Here is a 23,408-nt window from a genome sequence, read left to right as displayed (position 1 = left end):
TTCAAGAATCAGACGCTGTATTCTGGTTCTTTTTTTTATTGCGAACTTTTTTCTTATCCTTTGCCCACATGGATACCCCAAGCGGAAGCATTCCAAACCATTTTGTCTGCCAAGGTTCTTTTCTCTTTTTTTGGGATTTTCGTTCTTCTTTCGGCTTTTCCATATAATCAACCACTTGCTCGGTTATATATCTAATTAAATCATTTCCTTTAGCCATGTCCATTCACTCCCTTTGACCAGCAGCTATTTTTCTTAGTGTGCACGAGAACCTATTTAAATAAACATTTTTAATATTTCAGCTGAATGAAACATTAAAATTTGCACAGTCTATGGTAAGGAGTTTGAAATGATAAGTAACACACGGGAAGGAAGGTTTAATTTAGATGCCAAGACGAATTTGGATGTGTTTTTCTGTACTATTTCTTTTTCTTTTCCTTATCGGATCTGCGAACGCAACAGCAGCGCCAACCGCTCCACAAAAGGAAGATGATCACGTATCGCATGCTGCATTTCGCCATCCAGTTATCATTATTGATGCAGGACACGGGGGGATTGACGGAGGAACATCGGCCAATGATTTACTTGAAAAAAACATTAATCTTTCCATCTCCCAAAAAGTGTACATGATGCTAAAATCTAAAGGTTATGCTGTCGTGCTGAATCGAAATGGAGATTACGCTCTCAGCGATGACAACACTTGGCTTAAAAGCCGTTCCAGGCATTTAAAAGACTTGGCACAGCGAAAAGGACTTAGTGATGAACTTCCCTCTGAAATTATTGTCAGTGTTCATGTTAATTGGAGCAAAAAAGAAAAATTACATGGTCCTGTCGTCCTTCATCAGCGGGAAGGAAGAAGTTATATGCTGGCTGAATCGATTCAAAGCTCACTTAATACGATGTATCAAACGGATCGCCAGGTAGAATGGGGGAAACCTTTTTATTTACTCAATTATATAAAGAAACCAGCCGTCATCGTTGAGGCCGGTTTCATCAGTAACTTACAAGATCGGGAGATGCTTAGCTCAAGCCGTGGACAAAAGAAAATAGCCGAAGCTATCAGTGCAGGCATTATTTATTATTTGTCGGTATTGTAAGATCTGGATTCCAGTTCCATACTTGTTTCACCATATCACTGATGCTGATTAATTCGACCTTCCCCGTTAATCGGGGAATGGCATCTCTGATGATGCCTGCCGTCATAAGCCCTGGCACTCCGACATGTCCAATCGTTACACAAATATCTTGTTGCTTCAATTTTTCTTCAGCAAGTCTCATCTGCCTTGATATATGGCTAATGGAGTACTGATCATCCAGAAAGATATCATTTTCCACGGGCGGCATTCCTTTTTCTGCGGCGAGTTCAGCCACAACCGAATGCTGATCGGTTTTACTATCCACAAAAAAGAGTCCTCTTTCTTTACATACATCCAGCACAATGGACATGATGCGCCGATCTGAAGTGACTTTAGATCCCATGTGATTGTTCATTGCAACTGCATAGGGAACCTCATCGATTGCTGCATTGACTCTCTTGCGAATCTCCTCATCGGACAAATCCGTCGTAATTGCGCCCGGACCTAACCAATCTCTTTTTCCTTTACGAGGTTCCATCGGCATGTGAACAAGCACATCAATCCCCTTTTGATGAGCAAGTTCTGCATCTCTTTTCGTTGTCGGTAAGAAAGGCATGATCGCCACATTTAATGTGGTCGGCATATTCAGCATTTCATCCGTACCTTTCATCCCATTACCAAGGTCATCAATGATGATAACCATTTTCTTCACAGGCTCAGCATGAACCGGAACCGCTCCTATTGTTGCAGCTATTATTATACTTAGCGTTGTCATCCATACAATTAAGCTAAGACTCCCCGGCCTAAAAGAAGTCAGCACTTTTTTCTTAAGTTGTCTTCGTTTTTGTTTGCGAGTTGCCATGTGCACCCCCTCCTTCCATATGAAATTTTTCTTATTATTGGAGATATATACATTATTGGTTTAGATCCAAAAAATTATGTGAGATTTTATAGAAACCTAATTTCTTATATTTAGTAAACGATTCATTGATTAATTTGCTGAATACAGCATAAAATAAGAACATAAGTTCTTATTTTAGAAAGGGGAGATTCACTTGAATGCAAACACATCATATGAAGAACAAAACCTGATTTGCAGCTATTTGCAGTTATTGCTCGTTGACCGCATTTTTCACCGTGATCTGCAGGTATTAACAAACCATCCGCTCCTTCGAACTCCGGTTCTTTATATAGAAGTGCTGTCCAGTGGAATGGAGCGTGTAACTTTACTATTGTCAGAAATACAAATGGAGTTTGCTCGAAAGGATATACGGATTACGAATATTAAATCAAATAAGGAAGGATTATGGGCAGATGCCAAAATAAGAGGACAAGAGATGCGCGTTGTTTTTCCATTATCTCAGTATAAAAATGAATTATACTCTAGAATGAGAGTTTACCTTGGTGGAATGAATCACGAAATATAATAAAAAACCGTTCTCTCTCTTATGCCCTTTCTATGAAAGAGGATAAGAATAAGAACGGCGGTATAGTGCAAGTTATATGTCTGTAGGACTCCGTCTTGGCTCGCTTTCCAGCTGAATTAAATAATTCCGATCTAATTTTACAATACGCCGATTGCGTTTGCGAACCATAATTTGTTCATCACTCCAAGCCACGACGATACCAACCACATCGTTAACTTCCAGATTGTCTCTGACGACACGAACACGTTCACCCGACTCACGGAGTTCATTTAATCGTTCATCTGTTATCATTTATAATCCCCCTTCTTACGTCTGCGATCTTCGCAGCTTGTCTCTTCTAACATGCAAAAAAAGACCTAAATGCATGCATTTAGGTCTTTAGGCTAATCACTAGAAATTAACGTGAAGCATGCTCTTTACTGTCGTTCTTTTCGAACCAGAAATCAAGCACCTTCGCCGACATCACACGCTGTTCAACATATTCGACCTGGTGAGGTGTAAATTCGTCTTTCCATGAGAAGGACAATTCTTCACACAGGTTTACAATAGTGAGAAGTTCAGACCAAGCAACATACCTTTTATACCAGAAGAACTGTGGATGTTCAAGCATATAGGGATAAAGGTCATCAAACTCCGTATGCTTACAATCAAGGGCACGTTCAAAATGAACTTTGGACTGCGCTAACTTATCAAGGAAATACTGTTCGTTTGGTTCTTTCCCCATGGGTGTTGCCTCCTCTCCCTAACCTACCTTTATTATAATCCATAAAAAACGTGATGCAAAGGCATTAAACAAAATTAGGCAACCAGAATATAAATTAAAAAGAAAAATGTGGTTTAAAAAAATTAAGCAAAGTGGACCTTGCCATCGGACAGAGACTTGATCTTCGCAAGTGATTCTACTCTAATCCCTTGTTCACGAAGGGTGCTCGCACCGGATTGGAAACACTTTTCAACCACAACTCCAAATCCGACGAGTTCTGCTCCAGAACGTTGAATAATCTTAATGACACCTTTGGCTGCATCCCCGTTCGCGATAATATCATCGATAAATAGAATCCGATCCTCTGGACCAATAAACTCACGCGATACCATAATATCCGTTACAATTCCCTTCGTAAACGAAGGTACACGTTCGCAATATGCATCCGGATCGGCCAGCAATGTTTTCTTTCTTCGAGCAAAAACAAGAGGTACTCCCATTTCTGCAGCAGTAGCAAAAGCGACTGGAATTCCTGAAGATTCAACGGTAACGATACGTGTGACTCCATCTTCACTAAATTTTGCCGCAAATTCGCGACCCATCTGCATGGTAAGTGCAGGGTCTATCTGGTGATTCAGTAATGCATCAAGCTTCAGAACCTGATCTGAAATAACAACGCCCTGTTCCCTGATTTTTTGTTTTAGTACTTCCAATGTTATGACCTCCCAGCCCATCCTATGACGTAAAAGTATCATAAAATATGGGTGGCTTTCAATATGAAAGTTTATTTCTTCCATTGGTATGTAACTATATCTACCTTACACTTTCCTCTTCTTACTCTTTGTCATGTCCAGATGGACAAGAGCATACCTTGTACGAGTAGTTATTTTTTAGGACGACTATAAGCTGTTGTTATACAGATCGGACAAGGAGGAAACGCATGAGACAGGGTTTCAAGGTCTTACAGGTTGCATTCACTTATATTGGCACGATTGTCGGGGCTGGCTTTGCCACAGGCCAAGAAATCTTACAATTTTTTACGGAGTATGGAAAATGGGCCACACTCACCATCGTCTTGTCGAGCCTGCTATTCGTATGGCTGGGTACTAAAATGATGCTGATCGCACATGATACCGGAGCGAATTCATATGAGGACTTGAACGGGGAGCTTTTTGGAAAAAAAGCAGGGAAATGGATTAGTTTTTTCACTTTATTTGTTCTGATTGGGGTTAATAGTGTAATACTTGCAGGTGCAGGTTCTGTCTTCGTAGAAAATCTTCATCTATCCTTTCAAACAGGAGTTCTCATTACCCTCATCGGCACCTATTTACTGCTTGGACGAGGAATCAAAGCTATTTTGCAATTGAACAGTATCATTGTGCCTTTCATGCTTTTGTTATCGCTCATGATTCTCATCAGCACGGTTCACCATCCCTCAGCTTCTAATTTTATCCGCCTTGAGCCGGACCGCAGCATGTTTGCCACTTGGCTGTCTCCGCTTTTGTATACGTCCTTCAACCTAGCTATGGCTCAAGCTATACTTGTACCTCTTGGCAGCCAATTAAAAGATAGAAACGTAATCAAGTATGGAGGAATGATTGGGGGGATCGGGATTGGCTGCATGTTAATGACGGCCCACTTCGCTATGTCCGCCTATATGCCTGGAATTCAGCAGTTTGAGATTCCAATGGGGAGTATTGCCTTCGCTTTGGGGGCCGCCATACAGATCATCTATGTTATTCTTATCTTCATGGAAATTTTCAGTACGTTTGTTGCCGATATTTATGGAATTACACTACAAGTGCGTCAGCATCTTCAAGTATCTCCTAAACTTATCACCTTGTTTATCATGTTAACTTGTTATTTAGTAAGCCAGTTTGGATTCAGTTCATTATTATCGATTCTATATCCCATTTATGGGATGCTTGCGGTAATTTGGGTCTTTCATCTAATCAAAAGCCCACTTGGTTCCTTTCACAGCAAGCAGTAACCCTTCTTCTTAACTGGATACTTGATACTGCAAATACAGCTTCTTAAGTAAATTAACAGAACGGCTTAGAGAGTATTCTGATTTAGCCTTCTCACTTGCCGTACGGGCCAGTTCATATCGGTACGATGGATCAAGAATGACTTTCTCCAGTGCCTCAGCGAGAGCAACAGGATCATTCTCAGGAACAAGCAGACCATTCACTCCATCTTCAATCTGTTCCGCTATTCCTCCAATATCCGTACCAACAAGTGCAAGTGAACTGAGGGCTGCTTCTGCAAATACCGAACCGAACGCTTCTGCTCTCGAGGGAAGAACAAAGATATCGAAGAACGGCATAAACTCCTCGGGATGAAGCGTGTACCCATAAAATATAGTTTCGTTATATATGCCAAGATCCTGTGCCAACTTCTCAAGCTCGGAACGGATCGGACCATCCCCAATAATATGAAGGACATAGTCATGCCCTTTCTTTTTGAGCTCATAACAAGCTCTCAGCAGTATATCAATTCCTTTTGCAGGGACAAGGCGGCATACAGTGACAAGCTGTGGCACTTCATTTTCGTGAGGGACAGGCTTAAACCGTTTCTCATCAAATCCATTAGGAATAATATCAATCTTCTCAGGATGCTGTATATAAGGTCTCAAGTAGTCTTTAAATGATTCAGAAACGGTAAGGAGACAATCCGCTTTAGCTTCCATTTCTTTATAGAGCGAAGTCAGGAACTCATGTTCCAATCCCCCCTCTTTGATTCTACCGTTGAGAATGAGTTCTCTCTCGTAACTAGAGTGAATGGTTTGAATGAGGGGAACCTCAGGAAATGCTTCTTTCATAGCAAGTCCGGCAATCGGATGATGTGCATGAATAAGATCATAAGATTTATGTAGCCGGAGCTTCACCCACCATAAGTAATCACGGTATGTTTGAATATATTTGGTGACCACAGGACTGTCCTGATAAAGAGTCCAATCAAACGTATCAAATACAACTTCTTCACTGCCTTTATTCCGAATCCGTTTTGGCAAGGAGAACAATTCCATTTCCCATCTTGGGCTGCTAAAACGTTCTTGCATATAAGGAATCATGGAGGATACCCCGCCCGGCTGTTCAGGAGGGAAAAATAATGCTTGGAGCAATCGCATGTATTAGAGCCCCTTTCTCGTAGTCATCTTATCAAGTAATTCTTTCATCATGATATCTTAGCTTATGTAAATTAGTAAAGAAGGTACCCCATTCTTTTCATAAAAACGGAGGATGGCTAAGCGTCTTTTTCCTTTTATACACATGAGAAAAAGGCACCCCTAAAAGGATGCCTTTTGTTTTATAACGTTATTTATTTTTAGTCTTCATCCGAAGTCAGCAGCATTTCATCAATAACGACATTTCGGTATAACATGGTAATGTGCAGCTGTTTTAAATCGATTTCTTTTTCAACTTCTTTGGAAAGGACCAAGACAAGATCATGTCGCTGTTCCTCCGAGGGTTCTATATAGAAATCAATGTATCCTGAAACTGCTGCTTCACTTATATCTACAGTAGCGGAAGCGACAGGTAATCCTCCGTGTTCCTGAAGAAATAGATCGTAGGATACAATCTCATGATCGTGACGAATCATCCTCACATAACAGGATTCTTCAGCTTCCTCTTCACCTTGATCCAAGATAGACTGCAGTTCTACTCCATCCTCATCCCAATCAGGACCATCTGCCTCATCTGATGCTGTGTAAGAGGCATGATCTTGTCTAACGAGTTCGAGGATTGTAATCATATTATCTTTATATTTCATCTCAATGGTAATGGTATCTATCTCCCCATCATCCACCTCGGCCACTAAAAGTTCTTCCGCAGACTCAAGCTCCTCTTCTAGCGGTTCCTTCAGCCAGTCTACTTCTCCCTGGATATCTGTACCATACTGCTTAAGAACCGCATGAGCTATTGTCTGTCCCTTCCCATTTTGCAGTTCAAACGAAGACACGAATCGTCCGGCAGATATTAGCTCAATCTGCATTTCACCGCTCTCATCTTCATATAGAAAAAGAGGCGTTGGCTCAGGAATAATAGACTCTGAGGCGGGCGGCAGTGTATCTTCCTCGTAACCATCCTCATCTTCGAGGAAACTTTCCACCTCGCCCCAGGTTAACAAAATATCAATATGTTCGGCATCTACCGCATCACGATATTGCAGCAGATATTGCTTTACATAAGTAAGAATCTCTGCTTTGGCCTTCGGCGGAACACTTTTGGCATCCAGCTGAACACTACCTGCAAGCCGATGGCCTTCCCGGAAGACAAGAATAAGCGTGCCGGCATACCTGTCTTCAATTAAAATATCTTGAACTTCTCCATTTGCCGTTCGCAAATCGGGCCGCAGCCGAATATGATAGCTCATCTTTGTTAACCTCCTGTAGACCATTTCACTCTTGCTTTAAGAGTATCTGATATCCATAGTAGTACCCTGGGACAAGGAAGAATATTACTTAACGCCGATTACAAATTTTTCGAGCGCATGATGAACTCCATCTTCATTATTAGACAGAGTAACTTCGTCAGCAGCTGCCTTTACATCAATAGGAGAATTATCCATCGCGATGCCCTTACCTGCAAATGTAAGCATCGTAATATCATTATAGTAGTTTCCCATAGCCAGAACGTTCTCCCGAGCAATTCCCTTGCTCGCTGCAAGACGTCTCAGCGCTTCTCCTTTTGAAGCATCCTTATGCATAAGATCCAGGAAGAAATCTCCACTGCGGACCATATAAAACGGGCTGTTCCAAGTGTTCCATTCTTTTTCAAGTTCATTCATCGTATCGAGATCTCCAAAAGCCGAGAATTTCACAACCGGTTCACTTAATTCTGACCAGTGGGGCAAATTCATTGGTTCTAGAAAAACTTCATCATACATACCACGCACTTTCGGGGACATTTGATCTGCTTTATCAATATATAAACCAAACGCCGTATTCACATCAAAATGAATCCCATGCTCTCGGCAATAATCTACATAAGGCTGTAGTCCCTCCGCATCCATAGGGAACTGGTATATCACTTCCTGCGTTTTTGTGTCAACGGTAACGGCTCCGTTATGTGTGATCACATAACCGCTGAGCCCCATTTTCTTCATAAGCGGTATCGTACTAACCGGGCCTCTGCCGGTGCAAAGCACCAACTCTGCCCCGCGGCTAGCCGCTGCCTTGATACTATCTTTATTCTCTTCAGATAATTCATGATTATCATGTAGAAGAGTTCCATCTACATCTAGTGCAATCAGTTTATAATTCATATTTGATCCATCCTTTATTTCTTTATTATTTTGCAAGATCCGTCCCGGTGAGAATATTCAGTTCTTCCTCCGTCAGTTCACGATAAGATCCAATGGGAAGCAGTGGATCTAACTGCAAAGCACCCATAGAGATGCGCTTCAGATATAAGACTTTCGACTGAACTGCTTCAAACATCCGCTTAACCTGATGGAATTTCCCTTCATGAATCGTAACCAGCACGCGCGAAGTATCTCCCTCTTCGCCAGAATCGACAGAGATGATCTCTAGAACGGCCGGTTTCGTTGTGTATCCATCATCGAGGGTTACGCCCTGCTGAAAAGCATGGATTTCTTTCTCTCCGATCTTCCCTAAGACAATTGCTTCATATGTTTTGGGTACATGCTTCTTCGGAGACAATAAATTATGTGAGAGTTGTCCGTCATTCGTGAGAATCAGCAGCCCTTCGGTATCCTTGTCTAAACGTCCGACCGGAAAAGGCTGGAACAATGCGTATTCCGGATCGAGAAGATCAATTACTGTCTCTTCCCTTACATCCTCTGTAGCCGATATCACTCCTGGCGGCTTATGAAGCATCAGATAAATGAACTCTCTGTACTTCACCGTTTCACCGTCAATCTCAATCAAATCCTCATAAGGATCGACTTGCATCCCGCTGTCCTTGATCAGCTTTCCATTCACCATAACATATCCATTCTTTACTGCTTTCTTAATTTCCGAACGAGTGCCATATCCCATATGACTTAAAATTTTGTCTATGCGCAACTTTTTCACCGTTTTCTTTTGATTTATTTGCTGACTCATACTAAAGTCCACCTCCATCCTTCTGGTTATTAATTCATTCAAATAAGACTTCACAAATTGTTCATATTACTAAAAAAGCAAAGATTACATACGCTCTGTAGAGCGTAAAGGCAGTTATAACGCTATAAGATTACGATCATGCGGTTCTGTTATTAGAATATCTGTCGCAGTCTGTACTTTATCTAACAAATCTATCCCTGTATTTCTGTTCCACTACAATGCGTAATGTTGTATAATGAAGGGCATTAAACGAGTTCCATAATTTATCATATTGACGGGGGATGAACAATGAGTTCTAAAACACAAACCAAATCGAAGACTGGCTATACCGGTAGGAAAAACAAAAAATCGAACACTGCTATTATTGCCTTTATTGCTGCATTTGTCATACTGATTGGCGCACTTATCACCATGAATATGATCAATAACAAAAATATTAATGAAGTATACGGGCTTCCTCAGTCGAAGCTGAGTGCATCCACAATCGAAATATTAGATGATCCGAATTACCAGAATATCATCCTGCCGGAAGAACTCAAAGGAAAAATTGATAACAAAGAAGACTTTTTCGTATATTTCTTTGCTTCTGATTGTCCTCACTGCCGTGCAACGACACCGAAACTGATGCCGATTGCCGGTGATTTAGGCGTCGATCTTCCCCAGTTTAATTTAAGAGAATTTGACAGCGGCTGGAGAGAATACAATATTGAATTTACACCAACCCTTGTTTATTTTGAGAAAGGTGTAGAGAAAGAGCGTCTTGTTGGCGGTATTCAAGAAGAAGGCACGAATACCGGCTATACGGAAGAAGATATCAAAGCATTCTTTACGAAATATAAAGGAGATGCTGTGAATTGAAAACCAAATGGTATGGAACCCTCTTCGCCGGTCTCATCTTCGGTAGCCTTGCACTAAGTGCCTGTGGGCAAAAAGAAGCAGGACACGACCACACCATGCATGGCAAAGAAAGCGAACAGTATGAGGCAAGTGCCTCTCTCACTGAAATGCCTGAGTTCCTCACAAAATATACGGATAACACACAAGCAACCTACGCTCTTGTCGGACAAGTTAAAGAGGAGCTGAAAATGCTCAACTGTTACTGTGGATGTATGGATTATGAATCAGCTCATGATTCCCTTTACCGCTGCTTCATCGCTCTAGAAGAGGACGGTGAAGTGACCTGGACCGATCACGGTGCACAGTGCGGTATTTGTCTAGAAGAACTACGCGATACCGTAGAACTCAATGCAGCAGGTAAATCGATTGAGGAAATCCAAACCTTTATTGATGATAAATATGCTCCCGAAGGTGCTCCTTCTTCTAGCGAAGTACATCCCGGTTAATCCTGCCAAAAGCTAAATATATAATCATATAAACCCCCGATTTCTTTCACTTTCTCAGTGAAGAGTCGGGGGTTTATATGATTAGGATGTGAATCCGTTTTTACCCATTGCTTTCATTCGTTCCTCGTACACTTTCCCGCGTGTCGGACTTCTCCGCTGAGGTATACTCGGTTTTAATTCCTTCGACCTTTGGTATACCGCTTCTTCGAGTTCATCATCCCAAATCACGATTGTATAATCCTGATAAGGTACAGGATTTTGGCCCGAATGCTGCAGTTTCACGAGAGCACTACGGCAAGATGAGAGAAGAAGTCCAAGTTCTATCCCCAGGATCTGCTCCGGATACGGTTCAAGAATCTGGATCGCGCTGGTAAGCATTAACCGTGCCCCGCGCAGATTCTGATTCCGATAATGATACATCCCTACTGCGACTTGCAACAATCCTTTATATACAGGCTCACGATCCTCAGCAAGCCACAATTCCTCGAGTACTTCATGACACTCAAAGTAATCCTGATCCCGGTTAAAATAGACCAGGTAATCGACATAGAGCGGATCGTATTTAGAACTCATCGGTTTCACTGCTTTTTCTTGCGTTATTAAGCAGCTCCTTTACTTCTCCGGATAAATGCTTAATCGCCTCGATATCGTGTGCTTGCCAGTACGTATTAAATTTCTCTTGCGCATCAATCGCCTCATCCACAAGGTGATAAAAATATAACTGATGAATGATGGCGAGTGTCTTGGAAATGATACTGGATTCATCTTCAAACGTTTTTTGCGCTTCCAGAATCTCTAGCCGTATTGCAGACATCTCATTGTCCAGAATAAAGGCGGCTTCAGACGTTTTCTTCAGTCGTTCTCTTACCATATCAGGCAGGTTGTCTCTAAATTTGTAGTTCAAGGAATGCTCAATGGTAGCCCAGAAATTCATCGCCAGGGTTCGAATTTGAATCTCAGCAAGTACATGCTTTTGACCAAGTGCTGTCTGGACAGGATATTCAACAATCATATGGAAACTACGATAACCGCTTTCCTTGAAATTGGTAATGTAGTCCTTCTCATAAAGAACTTTTAAGTCCTTTCGTTCCCGAATATACTCGGCCACTCTGCGAATATCCTCTACAAATTGACACATGATCCGAATACCTGCGATATCCTCGATCCCCGTTTCAATTTCATTCATGGGCACGGAAAGCCGTTTGGCTTTATCCAAGATACTTGAAATTTTCTTGACGCGACCGGTTACGAATTCGATAGGTGCATACTCTTCACGTTTTTTTAGTTCTGCCCGCATTGTTTTAAACTTAACCTTAAGTTCCTCTACGGCCTGTTCGTAAGGAAGCAAAAATGTCCCCCAGTCTCTTCCGTCCATTGCCTCTGCCTCCTGTCTTATGCTCATACCTAAATCTTAATCATTATAGTACCCGCCACTTATCTATGGTCAGCTCCAACCGCTTCGGAAATGTGACGATAACCATCCTTACGAAGCAGTTCCCGAAGTCCTTCATGAAGACGTTGATTAATTTCAGGACCTTCATAAATAAGTGCGGTATAAATCTCAACCAGACTAGCTCCTGCTTTAATTTTGTCGTAAGCATCTTTAGCTGTAAAAATGCCTCCCGATCCGATAATAGGGAGCTTCCCATTCGTTTGACGATAAACCTGGCTGATGATTTCAGTTGAACGATCACGAAGCGGCTTACCGCTCAGTCCACCTGTTTCTTTCGCATTCTCATGAGTCAATCCTTCGCGGCTTATTGTTGTATTCGTAGCTATGATACCCGAAACACCGCTTTTTGAAATCGTATCCACCATATATTTCAGTTCAACCTCAGTTACATCCGGTGCAATCTTAACCAGAACAGGCTTCTTTACACCTGATTTCTGAGATTCTTTCTTCATCTGATCCATAACGGCTGCAAGCAAATCACTAAGTTCACTTCCGTGCTGCAAGCTGCGCAGATCCGGTGTATTTGGAGAACTGATATTTACAACAAAAAAGTCAGCATGCGAATACAACATCTCGATACACTTGCGATAATCTAATGGCGCATTCTCATTCGCAGTGATCTTGTTTTTTCCAATATTAATTCCAACCGGTATCGGTCGTTCCTTTAATCCGGATAAAACCGTAGCCATGGCTGCTGCACCTTGGTTATTAAATCCCATTCGGTTAACAAGTGCTTCATCTTGAGGAAGTCTGAACAGTCTAGGCTGTTCATTTCCTGGTTGTGGTTCTGGCGTTACGGTTCCCACTTCCATGAATCCAAATCCAATGGAAGAGAATCCAGGAACAGCTTCCCCATTCTTATCCAGTCCTGCAGCAAGACCTATAGGCGATGGAAAATGGAGACCGAATAAATCGGTAGCTAGATCCGCTGTTTCACGTACACGATACATGGAACGAAGTAAGCTCACTCCTCCTGGTATTCGGCCTGCTTTATTCAGACTGCCTATAACAAGATGGTGTGCTTTTTCAGCGTCCATTGCGAAGAAAAAAGGTTTTCCGAAATTACGATACAGCAAATCATCCACTCCGTTTACTAGATCTATTTATGGGAGCTTACAAATGTATCAAAACACTATTGCTATATCTAGCTATATCGTATGTAAACTTACAACATATAGTATGAATACAGCTTGCTTTTTGATATCACCAGCTTCCCCTCTACTCTCCAGTTTAGCGTTTTTTGTTGCAAAAGAAAAGGGATAGAGACCCAACTCCCTACCCTTTTACGAAGATCCAGATAGATATAATACTTTGATAATTTATCCCAGTTTGAATACAATAGAGAAAGCTTATGATAAAACCTAACTTTTGCCGTGAAAGGAGCATCTGACATGTCTCAAAAGAGGAAGAAACCAAGCTTGCAGCAAAAGAAAGAGGAAGTAAACCGGAAAGCCTTGTTCTGGACTGCACTAAGCGTTTTGCTCCTAATTATCTTAATTGCTGTCTTCGTCATTATCGGCGAATCAACAAACCCTTAATGCAGCCAGAAATACCGTTGATCCGGATTCGTTCGGCCGTGGACAAGCCTCGCTCGATTTCTGTCCTCGGCCTATGCCGGAGAGCATAGATCTAACTGCTTTATTTTCACAAAAAAAACGCCCGGCACCGAAACTCGGCACCAAGGCGATCATCTGAAATGGATAGGATTAACCTTCCATGTTAAATGGTGTATCTGCTACTTTGATGGAATCTGTAGGGCATCCATCACAAGCATCTTGCATATCTTCATGAAGATCTTCTGGGATTTCAACGTTACCGTGGTTCGCATCCCCGCTATAAATCACTTCTGCAAGACCTTCATCATCGTAATCATAAATATCAGGTGCTGTTGCACCACAAGCACCGCAAGCGATACATGTATCTTTTTCTACCCAAGTATACTTAGCCATTTCTTCTCTGCCTCCTATATTTAAACACAACAAACAGTAGGTTTTACCTATACTAACAAATAGTTTAATACAAACTGATAGCAAACACAAATCATTTTGACCTGTACTTAGGACATTGTCAAGTCCCTATTCTGGGAGAGAAAGATTATCTTTTTGTAATGATGTTCCACGTGATTTATAGTTACGGATCAGCGTCGATGGATCGTCTCCAATCATCCCCGCAGTTACCACCGCATTTTCTCCAAATTTATCTCTTAGCGTGTCCATTACCTTTATAAGGGATTCTTTCTTTGGCTGTTCTTGATAATCGAATAGATCCAGCTGCACTACTGATTCACTCTTCGGAATTAGATTTTGCAGCGTAATCCCAAGCAGCCTAATCGGTTTCCCTGCACCAAACTGCCGGTAAAATAAATTCACAGCTTCTTTATAAATATCTTTGTCGTAATCAGTTGGTACCTGCAGCGCATGGGACCGAGTAATGGTTTTCATATCAGGTGTGCGAATGGTAATCTGAATCCCGCCTGCCATCATTCCTTGTCTTCTCAAACGGCGCCCCACTTGGTCACTGATATTCAGCAGTACCCGGTTAATGTCGCTTTCATTCGAAATATCTTCAGGAAGTGTTGTGGTATGCCCGATCGACTTATTTGGTTCACGATCAGCGAGTACCGGTGAATGACTGATTCCATTAGCCGCTTGCTTCATCCATGTTCCAAGTACGCCAAAATAATCTTTTAGCATTTGTTCATTTGCCTTCGCAAGCTGTCCAATTGTCATAATGTTAAGTTTTCGCAATTTCTCTGCTGTTTTTTGACCAATCCCAAACAATTCCGCGCATGGCTTACTCCATAGTATTTTTTCAACATCCCGCAACCTAAGAACGGTAATGCCGTTCGGCTTTTTCATATCTGAGCCCATTTTCGCCAGCAGTTTATTAGGAGCAATCCCTATAGAACAAGGAATCCCCAGTTCTTCATTAATTCTTCTTTGAATTTCTTCTGCAATCTGGATCGGCGTGCCGAATTGTTTTGAACCCGTAATATCCAAATAACATTCATCGATTGAGGTGGCCTCAAGTTCCGGCGTATATTCATAGGCAATCTTCATAAATGCCTTTGAGTATTTACGATATAGGTGAAAGTCTGGTGTAATAACGATAAGTTCTGGGCATTTTCGAAGTCCCTGATTTACGACCATTCCTGTACTGATTCCGAGTTTACGCGCTTCGTAAGAACAGGTGACGATAACTCCTTTACGCTTTTCACTGCTGCCCGCAACGGCTGTTGGTTTCCCTGCATATAGATCAGGCCTTTCCGCAGCATGAACTGAGCAATAAAAAGCATTCATATCTACATGTAAAATGACGCGGCCCTTCACAGGATAATAATCCTTTACGTTCTCCATGCGGATACCTTCCTTACTCTTTTACTCGTTAAATAGATATAAAAATCAATTAATCAAAACTTTATTTTACCGTTAATATCTCCTTAAGTATACCGGATTACGTCCAAAATAAATGAATTCATCTACAATAATTACAAAATAACATCTTACTTTCCAGGTAAGAACTGATATAATAGTAAAATTATAAAGTTAAGGGTGACTTCTTAAAAGGGGGATAACATATCATGTCTAAGTCCATCTCTATCTTCGATACTACACTTCGCGATGGCACACAAGGTGAAGGAATCAGTTTATCTGTAGACGACAAATTACATATTGCTAAGAAGCTTGATTTTCTTGGAGTACAGTATATTGAAGGCGGCATTCCAGGTAGTAACACGAAAGACATTGAATTTTTCAAGCGAGTTCAGGAGCTCGGACTTTCTGCAAAAATCGTAGCCTTTGGCAGTACACGCCGTAAGGGCAGTGTTGCTGCAGAAGATGCGAATCTAAATCGTATTATTGAATCAGGTGCAGATGCAGCTACGCTCGTGGGCAAGTCTTGGGATTTCCATGTGCATACTGCACTCCAAACGACACTAGAAGAAAACTTAGAAATGATTTATGACTCCATCCACTATCTGAAACAAAGCGGACTAGAGGTCATTTTTGATGCGGAACATTTTTTTGACGGTTATAAAAATAATCCGGCGTATGCCGTTTCTGTAATGAAAAAAGCATATGAAGCCGGCGCTGACTGGCTTGTGATGTGTGATACGAACGGGGGAACGATGCCGCATGAAGTACATGAGGTAGTCTCGTCCCTGACAGAGCAACTGCCAAATGCAAAATTCGGCATCCATACCCATAACGACTGTGAGCTGGCTGTAGCCAATACACTGGCAGCCATCAATGCTGGGGCAAGACAAGTCCAAGGGACGATCAATGGCTACGGAGAACGTTGTGGTAACGCGAATCTGTGCTCCGTCATTCCAAATTTGCAGCTGAAATTCGGCTATGAATGCGTAAAAGAAGAAAAACTTGCACAGTTAACCAATGTCGCTAGATATATCAGCGAGATTGCAAATGTCAATATGCCGGTAAATCAGCCGTATGTAGGTAACGCAGCTTTTGCTCATAAAGGCGGCATTCATGTATCGGCCATCATGCGTGATTCTCGTACTTATGAACATATTGTTCCCGAACAAGTCGGTAACAAACAAAGAATACTCGTATCTGAGCTTGCAGGACAAAGCAACATTATTTCCAAGGCCAAAGACATGGGAATTGAATTTGATCCAACCAGTGAACAGACAAAAAACGTAATTAATAAAATTAAAGATCTCGAACATCAGGGCTATCAGTTTGAAGGAGCAGATGCTTCTCTTGAACTTCTCATTCGGGAAGCAAACGGTGATATGCAAGAACTATTCACTTTTGAGTCTTTTAAGATGTTGGTTGAGAAAAATGTCGGCAAACCGGTTGTTTCCGAAGCTTTTGTCAAAATAAACGTTGGTGGACGCAGTCACTATACTGCTGCTGAAGGTAACGGTCCGCTGAATGCACTGGATAATGCACTTCGTAAAGCACTCATTACTTACTATCCATCTTTAAAAAATATGCATTTATCCGACTATAAAGTTAGAGTCCTTGACGATAAAGATACGACAGCTGCCAAAGTTAGGGTTCTCATCGAATCCAAAAACTTCACTGATTCCTGGAACACCGTAGGCGTTTCTGAGAATATTATTGAAGCCAGCTGGGAGGCACTCGTGCACAGTTTCCGGTATGCACTTCTCGAGGAAGATCCTTCCGAGTTCATTGAACCGGATGCTTTGCCGCAGCAAGGATTAGTAAACCATTAAGCTCTGGTCTTATATATGCAAAAGAGGCTGCAGATCTCATCATCTGCAGCCTCTTTTTATTTTTTCACAAGTGCCTTGACTTTCTTCTCTAGTTCTTCCTCTGTCAGAATACCCAGAATAATTTCTTGGATCACGCCGTTTTTATCAATCAGAACGTTCGTCGGAAATGCCATTCCTTTATATAAATCATAAACTGCTCCATCTTCATCCGTTAGGATTGGAAATTGAAGTTTAAATGTGTCAACAAATTGTTTGGCGTCTTTTACAGTATCATATTTCGTTACATTAACTCCGTATATATCAAGCCCATCTTTGTAGTTTTTCGCAAGCAGATTTAACGATCCAGCTTCCATCTTACAAGGATCACACCAAGAAGCCCAAAAATTAAGCAGGAGCGCTTTTTCTCTTGTCCCGCCTACTCTATAAGTTTCTTTATTCTCAAGTCCCTTTAACTCAAAAGGTGGAGCAAGCAGTCCTGCTTTCGCACCCGTTTCTGTAGGAATAGGGTTGTCCGTTTGGAATACATTTTGAATAGACAGACCCCCTTCTTTATTACTCGTTTGCCAAAAAGCAAAACCGATCAGCAGTAGAATCCCAGCCCATATATACAAGTTACGTTTCATTTGCCCATCCTTTTTCATTGTTATAGACTACATATGCTTTCATAATTGATTTCCTATTGATTTCCTATTGATCTCATTTTACCCCTAATTTTGGTTAATTATATCACAAAAAACTCCTTTTCTAAAAAGGAGCCGCATGTTTCTTATCTATAAAAAGAAGAAGGAGCTTCTTAACATGATCATCCGAATAACGGCTGCAGCTAACGAACAAATAAAAAATCACTTCCATACATCCTGGCCTTCTGAAGGGTGCGGTTTACTGCTAGGAACTTCGTCAATTGCCGATTCTGTTGACATCCATTCCATTATACCTGTCAAAAACGTGGCAGCAGAACCCAATCATCACTTTGAGCTCGAACCTGAAGTGTGGGTCCATCATTTACTGACTTCTCCTCATTTAATAGGTCTATATCACACGCATCCTATTTCCGCTCCGTTTCCCTCAGCTGAGGATCTTCAGAACTTGCAGTCTTACGGACAATTAATGGAGGTGTATCTCATTGCGGGAATCAATCCCCAAGCGCAGCGATTAGAAGTTAAAGCTTATGAGGTGGTACAACAAGATCATGGGTACAGCCTTAGGCATGCCGCACTATGCGTGACTTAGATGATGATATAAATCAGACAAGGTTACCACATTCATTTTCGAGATATCATCGAGATAGGCTCCCCATAAACGCGCTGTCATCATCGCATCTTCTAATGCATGATGTCTCCCCTTAATTTCAATATTTCTTGATTGAAGCAATTCATCAAGTCCATAACCAGATCGCTGCGGTTCAAGCCATCTCGCTAGCATCATGGTATCAATGACGCGGTGGCTTAGTCTCACTTTTGAGGTTTTCCATAAGGCAGCATTCAGAAAAGATTTGTCATGTGCACTCGCATGAGCTACAAGAACCCGCCCGCCTACAAAAGACATAAAATCATGCAGTCCATTCAAAAGCTGAGGAGCATCCTGTGTCATTTCGGTTGTGATTCCAGTAAGCTCGGCTATGTGCTCCGGGATCCTGTTCCTCGTTTTAACAAGAGTATAAAACTGTTCTTCTTCTATTATTTTCCCTCCCATAATTCGCACAGCACCAAAAGACAAAATCTCATCTCCATGCTGGGGAGCAAAACCTGTCGTCTCTAAATCAAATACAACGGCATCCAGTTCATTAAGCGGCGTCCGTAGGGTCTCCGGCCGTCGATTTTCTCTCATGAGAGATCGTAAAAAAGCCATTTGCTGTGCCGTAGGAGTCCCCATCATAGAAGCAATCGCAGATGGTACTCCGCCTTGTCTAAACGAGTTCCAAAAACCGTTATTCCCCCTGCTCGGCTCTTTCATAGACGGCCCCTCTCGACAAACCGAAGTTGTCTTTGCAGATTCCGGTGGATTTTCTTGATAGCAGACAGCCCTAGTCTCAGTTTATATAAAGTGTCCCTCTCTTTTAACTGATCCTGATCAATATATCCGCTGCTTGATAATATCCCATGATCTTCCTTCATCTGAGCGCTTCTTCTTAAATGCAGTGCAATTAAGAATGCTTTTTCACAGGATTCAATGAGATTAGACGGAGCTGCTTCGAGAGTCGAAAGTTTCTTTAGGCGCTGAAGTGTATTTGTCTCTTTTAGACCGTGCTGTAAAGCGAAATAGCGCCCGCTGTTCACAAGCGGAATATACATACCGTATTTCACATCAAATCCCCCAGCATGTTCCCCAAAACGTTCCTTCACTACTTGACCAAGGATATTTAAGGTAGCCTTATGCCTTACCGTGTTACGTAATACAGCCGCAGCCAGATCAGGCGTGGATTCAAATAGGAAAGAAAAATATTCCTGAAACTGATGGGATAAAGTGAGATCTCCCGCAACATGCCTCATATCAGCAGCAATAATATAGTAGCGTACCGGTTCCCATTGTAAGTCATTCGACCATTCACTAAGCTGCTCCCTCCAGGAAGAGAGCGTTCTTGCCCATAATGCTTCAGAACACATTACTTTTCCTTCACATTTAGCATAACCTGCTGACTCCAGCATATTGCTTAGTCTTATACCAAACTCTTTGAAAAAACGTTCTTTGTCTGGATGCCTTTCATCACTGATAATAAGTCCGTTATCCTGATCGCTCCACAGCGTAGCTTCCCTTCTTCCAGAGCTGCCAAATACAACGAAAGCATAAGGAACGGGTGCCTGACCATAACCCTCTTCCCGCATTTCTTTTTCTGTAAGTTCTATCGCTTTCTCCGCAATGGCATCATGCAAATCATTAACGCGTTGATACCAGTCCAGTATATTTATTTGATCTATATCATTTTGTAATTCCTCTTGTCTCTTCATTCGAGCTTGCTTCAATGTAAAGGCGGAATCCACATTTTCCAGGCTATCCATATTTCATGCCTCCTGTCCTTTTTGCATAGAGCCCTCATTTAAAAGTTGGTATATATATGTCATACAAATTAACATCAAACAAGAAATTATTTATCATTAAGATTATAATCATTACTACACAATACTTACAATGAATATCTCTACATGAAATCGTTTCCATTTCCGTATATTTTTTTTACTAATTATGAGAGCAAGTGTATATAATGACCTAAAAAGTGTAACGTTTGACTGTACGGTTCTTCATCATGTATCATATTGTTTATTGAATAGGGAAAGGTGAGTGTTCTCGATGGGGATATGAAGCTGTATCGAATCGGTGAATTGTCGAAAGCTGCCGGTGTCAGTGAACGTACGATTGACTATTACACGAAGCTTGGGCTGATTACGCCAGAGCAACGTACACAAAAAAACTATAGATTATACAATCATGAAACCTTGTCTCGTCTAGAACGTATTATCCAGATGAAACTAGAGAAGTATAGTCTCGATGAGATTAAACAGTCTTTAGAAAAATGGAGCTCTGTTTCCTCGAATGAGCAGGTTACAAGCAAACTTAACAGTCTGGAAATTCATGTACAGCAGCTTGAACGAGAAATGAATGAACTAAAACCTCTCCTTCAAGACATGAAACCTACCCATCAGCGCAAAGTCGTTGCAGGGTTATTAACGAAAAGTGCCGCTTGTATGGAAGCACTGAAGATTTTGCTTGAAAGCTCCATGATGTAGTTATTCATAATAGTATGGAGGTAAATTTATGGGATTTCTGTATGTTCTAATTATCGTTGCATTTATATTGTCACTTTGGGCCCAATTCCGAGTTAAAGGTACCTTTAACAAATGGGCTAAAGTGGAAAACACAACAGGAATGACGGGCTATGATGTTGCAAGACGCATGCTCGATCTCAATGGACTTCATGATGTACCGATTGAGCCTGTGCGTGGAGCTCTTTCTGACCACTATGATCCGATTCACCGTGTGGTTCGTCTGTCAGAGCCAGTGTACTACGAAAGATCGATTTCAGCCATCTCTGTTGCATCTCACGAGGTAGGTCACGCGATTCAGCATAAAGAACATTATCCAATGCTCGTATTGCGTCACAAAATTTTCCCTGTCGTGAACTTCGCATCCGGTATTGCACCATTTCTTATTTTGGGTGGATTTCTCTTTAATGCACTTAACTTAATTGGTATTGGTATCATTTTCTTCTCGGTAACGGTAGCTTTTCAATTGATTACCCTTCCCGTTGAATTTAATGCCAGCAACCGTGCTCGCGACATTATTGTACAAGAAGGATATATCCAGAGAGAAGAAGAACGTGGCGTTGGTAAAGTTCTTAATGCCGCAGCCCTGACTTATGTTGCAGCTGCTCTTATCTCACTGCTTGAGCTTATTAGATATATTGCGATCTTCACAAGCAACCGTGAATAGCGAATATATAAGAACCCCAGTCTTAATTGACTGGGGTTTTGTTATTTTCTAAGCCAAAGTAATCAAGTAAAAATGACCGGAAAGACTGCGCAACGAGCGGTAACTTCTCATCATTTCGATGAATAAGTCCGATGGAACGAGTTACTCTCGGGCTTGATAATCTTACTCTAGCAGGTTGGAGCGGATTGGTTTGAAATAAGGCCATTTCCGGAAGAACACTCACTCCCATCCCAGCTGCTACAAGACCGCGTATTGCATCCGTCTCTTCGCCTTCAAATGCAATCCTCGGAGTAAATCCTGCTTCTAAACAAGCATGCCATACGATCGGCCTTAGAGAATAACCTTTGCTAAATAAGATAAACTTATCTTCCTTTAATTGTTCCAATCGAATTGTTTCTTCTCCAGCAAGCGGGTGGTTTTGTGGTAAAATGGCATACAACTCTTCTGTAAGAACTACATCCCCGCCGATCTGCTCATGTTTCTCAGGAAAAGGAGAAATAAACGCTAGATCTACTTCTGAAGATAATACATCTCTAATCAATGTTGGGTACATACCTTGTTTAAACTTAAATTTCACATTAGGATAGCGCTTTCTAAACTCCGAAACGACAGAAGGAATAAGGTGGATACCAAGACTATGCGGGAAACCAATACGAATTTCCCCTTTTTCAGGGTCTGAAAATTCATGCACCTCACCAACAGCCCGATCCAAGTCCTTAAGAATTCCCTCTACTCTTTTACAGAATAATTGTCCCACAGGAGTAAGTTGCAAATTTCTTCCCTTGTGCATAAACAAGTCGACTCCGAGTTCCTCTTCAAGATGATGAATCTGGCGACTTACTGCGGATTGAGCTACATGAAGCTCTTCCGCAGCTTGAGTCACGTGTTCTTTCTGTGCAACCTTTAAAAAGTACTGCAACTGTCGTAGTTCCACTCGTTTAATCGCTCCAATCTACTAAAACCATCCAAGTATTCCAAGGATGCTCTTCTTGACTCTACTGTATCATGCAAGCACGAATGAATCAACGATGCTTCTGTTTAAATAATCTAATTAGTAACCCGTATATGAAAAAGCCAGCAATCAGCCCGCCAAAATGAGCAACTAAATTAATATTCGCTACACCCAAAGAAAAAATAATACCGAATCCTAAAATGGTATACATCACCTTCCTTGAGGCTTCATCCATCTTGTTGCGCTGGAAAATAGCTATATATAAAAATGCACCATAGACACCATAGATTGCACCTGATGCTCCCACCGCATACGATGTTGACGATAGGTTATTATAATAACCCTGTGTGATCAAATTACCAATAAAACCACTTGCTACGTATAAAAAAGCATATTTCCACCAACCGAGTAATCTTTCCAGCGGCGGTGCAAATACCAGCAAGGCAAAACAATTAAAGAACAAATGATCAAATCCAGAATGAAGGAACATCGAAGCGAACAAGCGCCATACTTCCTCATTCAAAGGAGGGATATTAGCTAAAGCTCCAAACTTTAATAAGGTGTATGGATTCTCCGATCCGCCATTAAAGACTAATACCATAAACATAATGACGTTAGCTGCAAGCAGTACCGTGGTTATCGGATAATACTTTATGTACCCTTTCCAGTTTTCATAACGCAAAAAAATCATAACTACACCCTTTCTTAAATGCCCTGCATTGGACATAAACTTGCTAATACGATTATAATAGATAAGTATGA

29 protein-coding genes are annotated in these 23,408 nt (G+C 41.5%); 10 read left to right on the top strand and 19 right to left on the bottom strand.

Annotated elements, in window-relative coordinates:
* Position 1: 1 nt before the first annotated feature.
* Positions 2 to 217 carry a YqzE family protein gene (locus PV403_RS03835; protein WP_213532220.1) on the bottom strand — a complete coding sequence of 72 codons (216 nt, stop codon included), beginning with the start codon at positions 215 to 217 and terminating at the stop codon, positions 2 to 4.
* Between the two features lie 166 nt (positions 218 to 383).
* Here PV403_RS03835 and PV403_RS03830 point away from each other — a divergent pair, with 166 nt between their 5' ends.
* Positions 384 to 1,094, top strand: coding sequence for an N-acetylmuramoyl-L-alanine amidase family protein (locus PV403_RS03830; RefSeq protein WP_332083640.1), 711 nt, complete (start codon positions 384 to 386; stop codon positions 1,092 to 1,094).
* Here the strand turns inward: PV403_RS03830 and PV403_RS03825 are convergent.
* Positions 1,069 to 1,935, bottom strand: a complete 867-nt coding sequence (locus PV403_RS03825) for a divergent polysaccharide deacetylase family protein (RefSeq protein ID WP_213532218.1) — start codon at positions 1,933 to 1,935, stop codon at positions 1,069 to 1,071. The two genes, PV403_RS03830 and PV403_RS03825, sit on opposite strands and share 26 nt — an antisense overlap.
* Before the next feature lie 193 nt (positions 1,936 to 2,128).
* Between PV403_RS03825 and PV403_RS03820 the strand changes: the two genes are divergently transcribed.
* Positions 2,129 to 2,500, top strand: a complete 372-nt coding sequence (locus PV403_RS03820; protein WP_332083639.1) for a hypothetical protein — start codon at positions 2,129 to 2,131, stop codon at positions 2,498 to 2,500.
* 72 nt (positions 2,501 to 2,572) lie between these two features.
* Here PV403_RS03820 and PV403_RS03815 read toward each other — a convergent pair whose 3' ends face one another.
* The 3 genes from PV403_RS03815 to PV403_RS03805 form a co-directional block, all read right to left on the bottom strand.
* Positions 2,573 to 2,791 (bottom strand): hypothetical protein, encoded by a 219-nt coding sequence (locus PV403_RS03815; RefSeq protein ID WP_213532216.1) that lies wholly within the window; start codon positions 2,789 to 2,791, stop codon positions 2,573 to 2,575.
* A gap of 106 nt (positions 2,792 to 2,897) precedes the next feature.
* Positions 2,898 to 3,224 carry a hypothetical protein gene (locus PV403_RS03810; protein WP_160033066.1) on the bottom strand — a complete coding sequence of 109 codons (327 nt, stop codon included), beginning with the start codon at positions 3,222 to 3,224 and terminating at the stop codon, positions 2,898 to 2,900.
* A 122-nt stretch (positions 3,225 to 3,346) separates the two neighbouring features.
* Entirely contained in the window at positions 3,347 to 3,916 is a 570-nt protein-coding gene (locus PV403_RS03805) for a xanthine phosphoribosyltransferase (RefSeq protein WP_213532215.1), read from the bottom strand.
* A 227-nt stretch (positions 3,917 to 4,143) separates the two neighbouring features.
* Between PV403_RS03805 and PV403_RS03800 the strand changes: the two genes are divergently transcribed.
* The gene (locus PV403_RS03800; protein WP_213532214.1) at positions 4,144 to 5,193 is read left to right on the top strand and encodes a YkvI family membrane protein; all 1,050 of its coding nucleotides are present in this window, start codon (positions 4,144 to 4,146) and stop codon (positions 5,191 to 5,193) included.
* Between the two features lie 9 nt (positions 5,194 to 5,202).
* Here the strand turns inward: PV403_RS03800 and PV403_RS03795 are convergent, their stop codons facing one another.
* From PV403_RS03795 to PV403_RS03780, 4 genes are all read right to left on the bottom strand, one after another.
* Positions 5,203 to 6,333 (bottom strand): glycosyltransferase family 4 protein, encoded by a 1,131-nt coding sequence (locus tag PV403_RS03795; protein ID WP_332083638.1) that lies wholly within the window; start codon positions 6,331 to 6,333, stop codon positions 5,203 to 5,205.
* A gap of 197 nt (positions 6,334 to 6,530) precedes the next feature.
* Positions 6,531 to 7,580, bottom strand: coding sequence for a hypothetical protein (locus PV403_RS03790; RefSeq protein ID WP_332083637.1), 1,050 nt, complete (start codon positions 7,578 to 7,580; stop codon positions 6,531 to 6,533).
* An 84-nt stretch (positions 7,581 to 7,664) separates the two neighbouring features.
* Positions 7,665 to 8,471 carry a Cof-type HAD-IIB family hydrolase gene (locus PV403_RS03785; RefSeq protein ID WP_213532260.1) on the bottom strand — a complete coding sequence of 269 codons (807 nt, stop codon included), beginning with the start codon at positions 8,469 to 8,471 and terminating at the stop codon, positions 7,665 to 7,667.
* A gap of 25 nt (positions 8,472 to 8,496) precedes the next feature.
* Positions 8,497 to 9,273, bottom strand: coding sequence for a pseudouridine synthase (locus PV403_RS03780; RefSeq protein WP_332083635.1), 777 nt, complete (start codon positions 9,271 to 9,273; stop codon positions 8,497 to 8,499).
* Between the two features lie 288 nt (positions 9,274 to 9,561).
* Here PV403_RS03780 and PV403_RS03775 point away from each other — a divergent pair, with 288 nt between their 5' ends.
* Together PV403_RS03775 and PV403_RS03770 are read left to right on the top strand one after the other, a co-directional pair.
* On the top strand, positions 9,562 to 10,131 hold the full coding sequence (locus PV403_RS03775) for a thioredoxin family protein (protein WP_332083634.1): 570 nt from the start codon (positions 9,562 to 9,564) through the stop codon (positions 10,129 to 10,131).
* Positions 10,128 to 10,616, top strand: a complete 489-nt coding sequence (locus PV403_RS03770; protein WP_332083633.1) for a PCYCGC motif-containing (lipo)protein — start codon at positions 10,128 to 10,130, stop codon at positions 10,614 to 10,616. The genes PV403_RS03775 and PV403_RS03770 overlap by 4 nt, the downstream gene beginning before the upstream one ends.
* A gap of 81 nt (positions 10,617 to 10,697) precedes the next feature.
* On the opposite strand, the gene PV403_RS03765 is transcribed toward PV403_RS03770, so the two are convergent.
* From PV403_RS03765 to PV403_RS03755, 3 genes are read right to left on the bottom strand one after another with little or no spacing between them, the layout of a single operon-like run.
* A complete protein-coding gene (locus PV403_RS03765) occupies positions 10,698 to 11,189 on the bottom strand; it encodes a DUF309 domain-containing protein (protein WP_332083632.1) in 492 nt (163 codons plus the stop codon).
* Complete coding sequence (locus PV403_RS03760) at positions 11,179 to 11,991, bottom strand: GTP pyrophosphokinase (protein ID WP_332083631.1); 813 nt, start codon at positions 11,989 to 11,991, stop codon at positions 11,179 to 11,181. The genes PV403_RS03765 and PV403_RS03760 overlap by 11 nt, the downstream gene beginning before the upstream one ends.
* 59 nt (positions 11,992 to 12,050) lie before the next feature.
* Positions 12,051 to 13,145, bottom strand: coding sequence for a quinone-dependent dihydroorotate dehydrogenase (locus PV403_RS03755; RefSeq protein ID WP_332083630.1), 1,095 nt, complete (start codon positions 13,143 to 13,145; stop codon positions 12,051 to 12,053).
* Positions 13,146 to 13,460: 315 nt separating this feature from the next.
* On the opposite strand from PV403_RS03755, the gene PV403_RS03750 reads away from it, so the two are divergent.
* Positions 13,461 to 13,607: a hypothetical protein gene (locus tag PV403_RS03750; protein WP_191798136.1), complete on the top strand. Its 147-nt coding sequence runs from the start codon at positions 13,461 to 13,463 to the stop codon at positions 13,605 to 13,607.
* A gap of 168 nt (positions 13,608 to 13,775) precedes the next feature.
* Here the strand turns inward: PV403_RS03750 and PV403_RS03745 are convergent, their stop codons facing one another.
* Together PV403_RS03745 and PV403_RS03740 are read right to left on the bottom strand one after the other, a co-directional pair.
* The gene (locus tag PV403_RS03745) at positions 13,776 to 14,018 is read right to left on the bottom strand and encodes a ferredoxin (RefSeq protein ID WP_160033042.1); all 243 of its coding nucleotides are present in this window, start codon (positions 14,016 to 14,018) and stop codon (positions 13,776 to 13,778) included.
* Between the two features lie 126 nt (positions 14,019 to 14,144).
* Positions 14,145 to 15,425, bottom strand: a complete 1,281-nt coding sequence (locus PV403_RS03740) for a DNA polymerase IV (protein ID WP_332083629.1) — start codon at positions 15,423 to 15,425, stop codon at positions 14,145 to 14,147.
* A 224-nt stretch (positions 15,426 to 15,649) separates the two neighbouring features.
* On the opposite strand from PV403_RS03740, the gene cimA reads away from it, so the two are divergent.
* Positions 15,650 to 17,269, top strand: a complete 1,620-nt coding sequence (gene cimA, locus PV403_RS03735) for a citramalate synthase (RefSeq protein ID WP_332083628.1) — start codon at positions 15,650 to 15,652, stop codon at positions 17,267 to 17,269.
* 56 nt (positions 17,270 to 17,325) lie between these two features.
* Here the strand turns inward: cimA and PV403_RS03730 are convergent, their stop codons facing one another.
* The gene (locus PV403_RS03730; protein ID WP_332083627.1) at positions 17,326 to 17,892 is read right to left on the bottom strand and encodes a TlpA family protein disulfide reductase; all 567 of its coding nucleotides are present in this window, start codon (positions 17,890 to 17,892) and stop codon (positions 17,326 to 17,328) included.
* Between the two features lie 175 nt (positions 17,893 to 18,067).
* On the opposite strand from PV403_RS03730, the gene PV403_RS03725 reads away from it, so the two are divergent.
* The gene (locus tag PV403_RS03725) at positions 18,068 to 18,499 is read left to right on the top strand and encodes a Mov34/MPN/PAD-1 family protein (protein ID WP_332083626.1); all 432 of its coding nucleotides are present in this window, start codon (positions 18,068 to 18,070) and stop codon (positions 18,497 to 18,499) included.
* Here the strand turns inward: PV403_RS03725 and PV403_RS03720 are convergent.
* Entirely contained in the window at positions 18,485 to 19,222 is a 738-nt protein-coding gene (locus PV403_RS03720) for an exonuclease domain-containing protein (protein WP_332083625.1), read from the bottom strand. The two genes, PV403_RS03725 and PV403_RS03720, sit on opposite strands and share 15 nt — an antisense overlap.
* Positions 19,219 to 20,265: a DUF294 nucleotidyltransferase-like domain-containing protein gene (locus tag PV403_RS03715; RefSeq protein ID WP_332083624.1), complete on the bottom strand. Its 1,047-nt coding sequence runs from the start codon at positions 20,263 to 20,265 to the stop codon at positions 19,219 to 19,221. The genes PV403_RS03720 and PV403_RS03715 overlap by 4 nt, the downstream gene beginning before the upstream one ends.
* Positions 20,266 to 20,562: 297 nt before the next feature.
* Between PV403_RS03715 and PV403_RS03710 the strand changes: the two genes are divergently transcribed.
* Positions 20,563 to 20,991, top strand: coding sequence for a MerR family transcriptional regulator (locus PV403_RS03710; protein WP_213532258.1), 429 nt, complete (start codon positions 20,563 to 20,565; stop codon positions 20,989 to 20,991).
* Between the two features lie 28 nt (positions 20,992 to 21,019).
* Positions 21,020 to 21,694: a zinc metallopeptidase gene (locus PV403_RS03705; RefSeq protein WP_332083623.1), complete on the top strand. Its 675-nt coding sequence runs from the start codon at positions 21,020 to 21,022 to the stop codon at positions 21,692 to 21,694.
* 22 nt (positions 21,695 to 21,716) lie between these two features.
* Here PV403_RS03705 and PV403_RS03700 read toward each other — a convergent pair whose 3' ends face one another.
* Both PV403_RS03700 and PV403_RS03695 read right to left on the bottom strand, forming a co-directional pair.
* Positions 21,717 to 22,628 carry a LysR family transcriptional regulator gene (locus PV403_RS03700; protein WP_160033024.1) on the bottom strand — a complete coding sequence of 304 codons (912 nt, stop codon included), beginning with the start codon at positions 22,626 to 22,628 and terminating at the stop codon, positions 21,717 to 21,719.
* A gap of 88 nt (positions 22,629 to 22,716) precedes the next feature.
* Entirely contained in the window at positions 22,717 to 23,337 is a 621-nt protein-coding gene (locus PV403_RS03695; RefSeq protein WP_332083622.1) for a rhomboid family intramembrane serine protease, read from the bottom strand.
* Between the last annotated feature and the right edge of the window lie 71 nt (positions 23,338 to 23,408).

Origin of the sequence: Paenibacillus sp. GYB006, assembly GCF_036577645.1 — a bacterium.
GTDB lineage: Bacteria > Bacillota > Bacilli > Paenibacillales > Paenibacillaceae > Paenibacillus.
Note: the sequence above shows the minus strand (reverse complement) of the source record. Positions and strands in the feature narration are given on the sequence as shown.

Bases quoted from the DNA above. Each gene is read 5' to 3' on its own strand.
- PV403_RS03835 (WP_213532220.1), bottom strand. From the start codon at position 217: ATGGCTAAAGGAAATGATTTAATTAGATATATAACCGAGCAAGTGGTT.
- PV403_RS03830 (WP_332083640.1), top strand. From the start codon at position 384: ATGCCAAGACGAATTTGGATGTGTTTTTCTGTACTATTTCTTTTTCTT.
- PV403_RS03825 (WP_213532218.1), bottom strand. From the start codon at position 1,935: ATGGCAACTCGCAAACAAAAACGAAGACAACTTAAGAAAAAAGTGCTG.
- PV403_RS03815 (WP_213532216.1), bottom strand. From the start codon at position 2,791: ATGATAACAGATGAACGATTAAATGAACTCCGTGAGTCGGGTGAACGT.
- PV403_RS03810 (WP_160033066.1), bottom strand. From the start codon at position 3,224: ATGGGGAAAGAACCAAACGAACAGTATTTCCTTGATAAGTTAGCGCAG.
- PV403_RS03800 (WP_213532214.1), top strand. From the start codon at position 4,144: ATGAGACAGGGTTTCAAGGTCTTACAGGTTGCATTCACTTATATTGGC.
- PV403_RS03795 (WP_332083638.1), bottom strand. From the start codon at position 6,333: ATGCGATTGCTCCAAGCATTATTTTTCCCTCCTGAACAGCCGGGCGGG.
- PV403_RS03790 (WP_332083637.1), bottom strand. From the start codon at position 7,580: ATGAGCTATCATATTCGGCTGCGGCCCGATTTGCGAACGGCAAATGGA.
- PV403_RS03785 (WP_213532260.1), bottom strand. From the start codon at position 8,471: ATGAATTATAAACTGATTGCACTAGATGTAGATGGAACTCTTCTACAT.
- PV403_RS03780 (WP_332083635.1), bottom strand. From the start codon at position 9,273: ATGAGTCAGCAAATAAATCAAAAGAAAACGGTGAAAAAGTTGCGCATA.
- PV403_RS03775 (WP_332083634.1), top strand. From the start codon at position 9,562: ATGAGTTCTAAAACACAAACCAAATCGAAGACTGGCTATACCGGTAGG.
- PV403_RS03765 (WP_332083632.1), bottom strand. From the start codon at position 11,189: ATGAGTTCTAAATACGATCCGCTCTATGTCGATTACCTGGTCTATTTT.
- PV403_RS03760 (WP_332083631.1), bottom strand. From the start codon at position 11,991: ATGGACGGAAGAGACTGGGGGACATTTTTGCTTCCTTACGAACAGGCC.
- PV403_RS03750 (WP_191798136.1), top strand. From the start codon at position 13,461: ATGTCTCAAAAGAGGAAGAAACCAAGCTTGCAGCAAAAGAAAGAGGAA.
- PV403_RS03745 (WP_160033042.1), bottom strand. From the start codon at position 14,018: ATGGCTAAGTATACTTGGGTAGAAAAAGATACATGTATCGCTTGCGGT.
- PV403_RS03740 (WP_332083629.1), bottom strand. From the start codon at position 15,425: ATGGAGAACGTAAAGGATTATTATCCTGTGAAGGGCCGCGTCATTTTA.
- cimA (WP_332083628.1), top strand. From the start codon at position 15,650: ATGTCTAAGTCCATCTCTATCTTCGATACTACACTTCGCGATGGCACA.
- PV403_RS03730 (WP_332083627.1), bottom strand. From the start codon at position 17,892: ATGAAACGTAACTTGTATATATGGGCTGGGATTCTACTGCTGATCGGT.
- PV403_RS03725 (WP_332083626.1), top strand. From the start codon at position 18,068: ATGATCATCCGAATAACGGCTGCAGCTAACGAACAAATAAAAAATCAC.
- PV403_RS03720 (WP_332083625.1), bottom strand. From the start codon at position 19,222: ATGAAAGAGCCGAGCAGGGGGAATAACGGTTTTTGGAACTCGTTTAGA.
- PV403_RS03715 (WP_332083624.1), bottom strand. From the start codon at position 20,265: ATGGATAGCCTGGAAAATGTGGATTCCGCCTTTACATTGAAGCAAGCT.
- PV403_RS03710 (WP_213532258.1), top strand. From the start codon at position 20,563: ATGAAGCTGTATCGAATCGGTGAATTGTCGAAAGCTGCCGGTGTCAGT.
- PV403_RS03705 (WP_332083623.1), top strand. From the start codon at position 21,020: ATGGGATTTCTGTATGTTCTAATTATCGTTGCATTTATATTGTCACTT.
- PV403_RS03695 (WP_332083622.1), bottom strand. From the start codon at position 23,337: ATGATTTTTTTGCGTTATGAAAACTGGAAAGGGTACATAAAGTATTAT.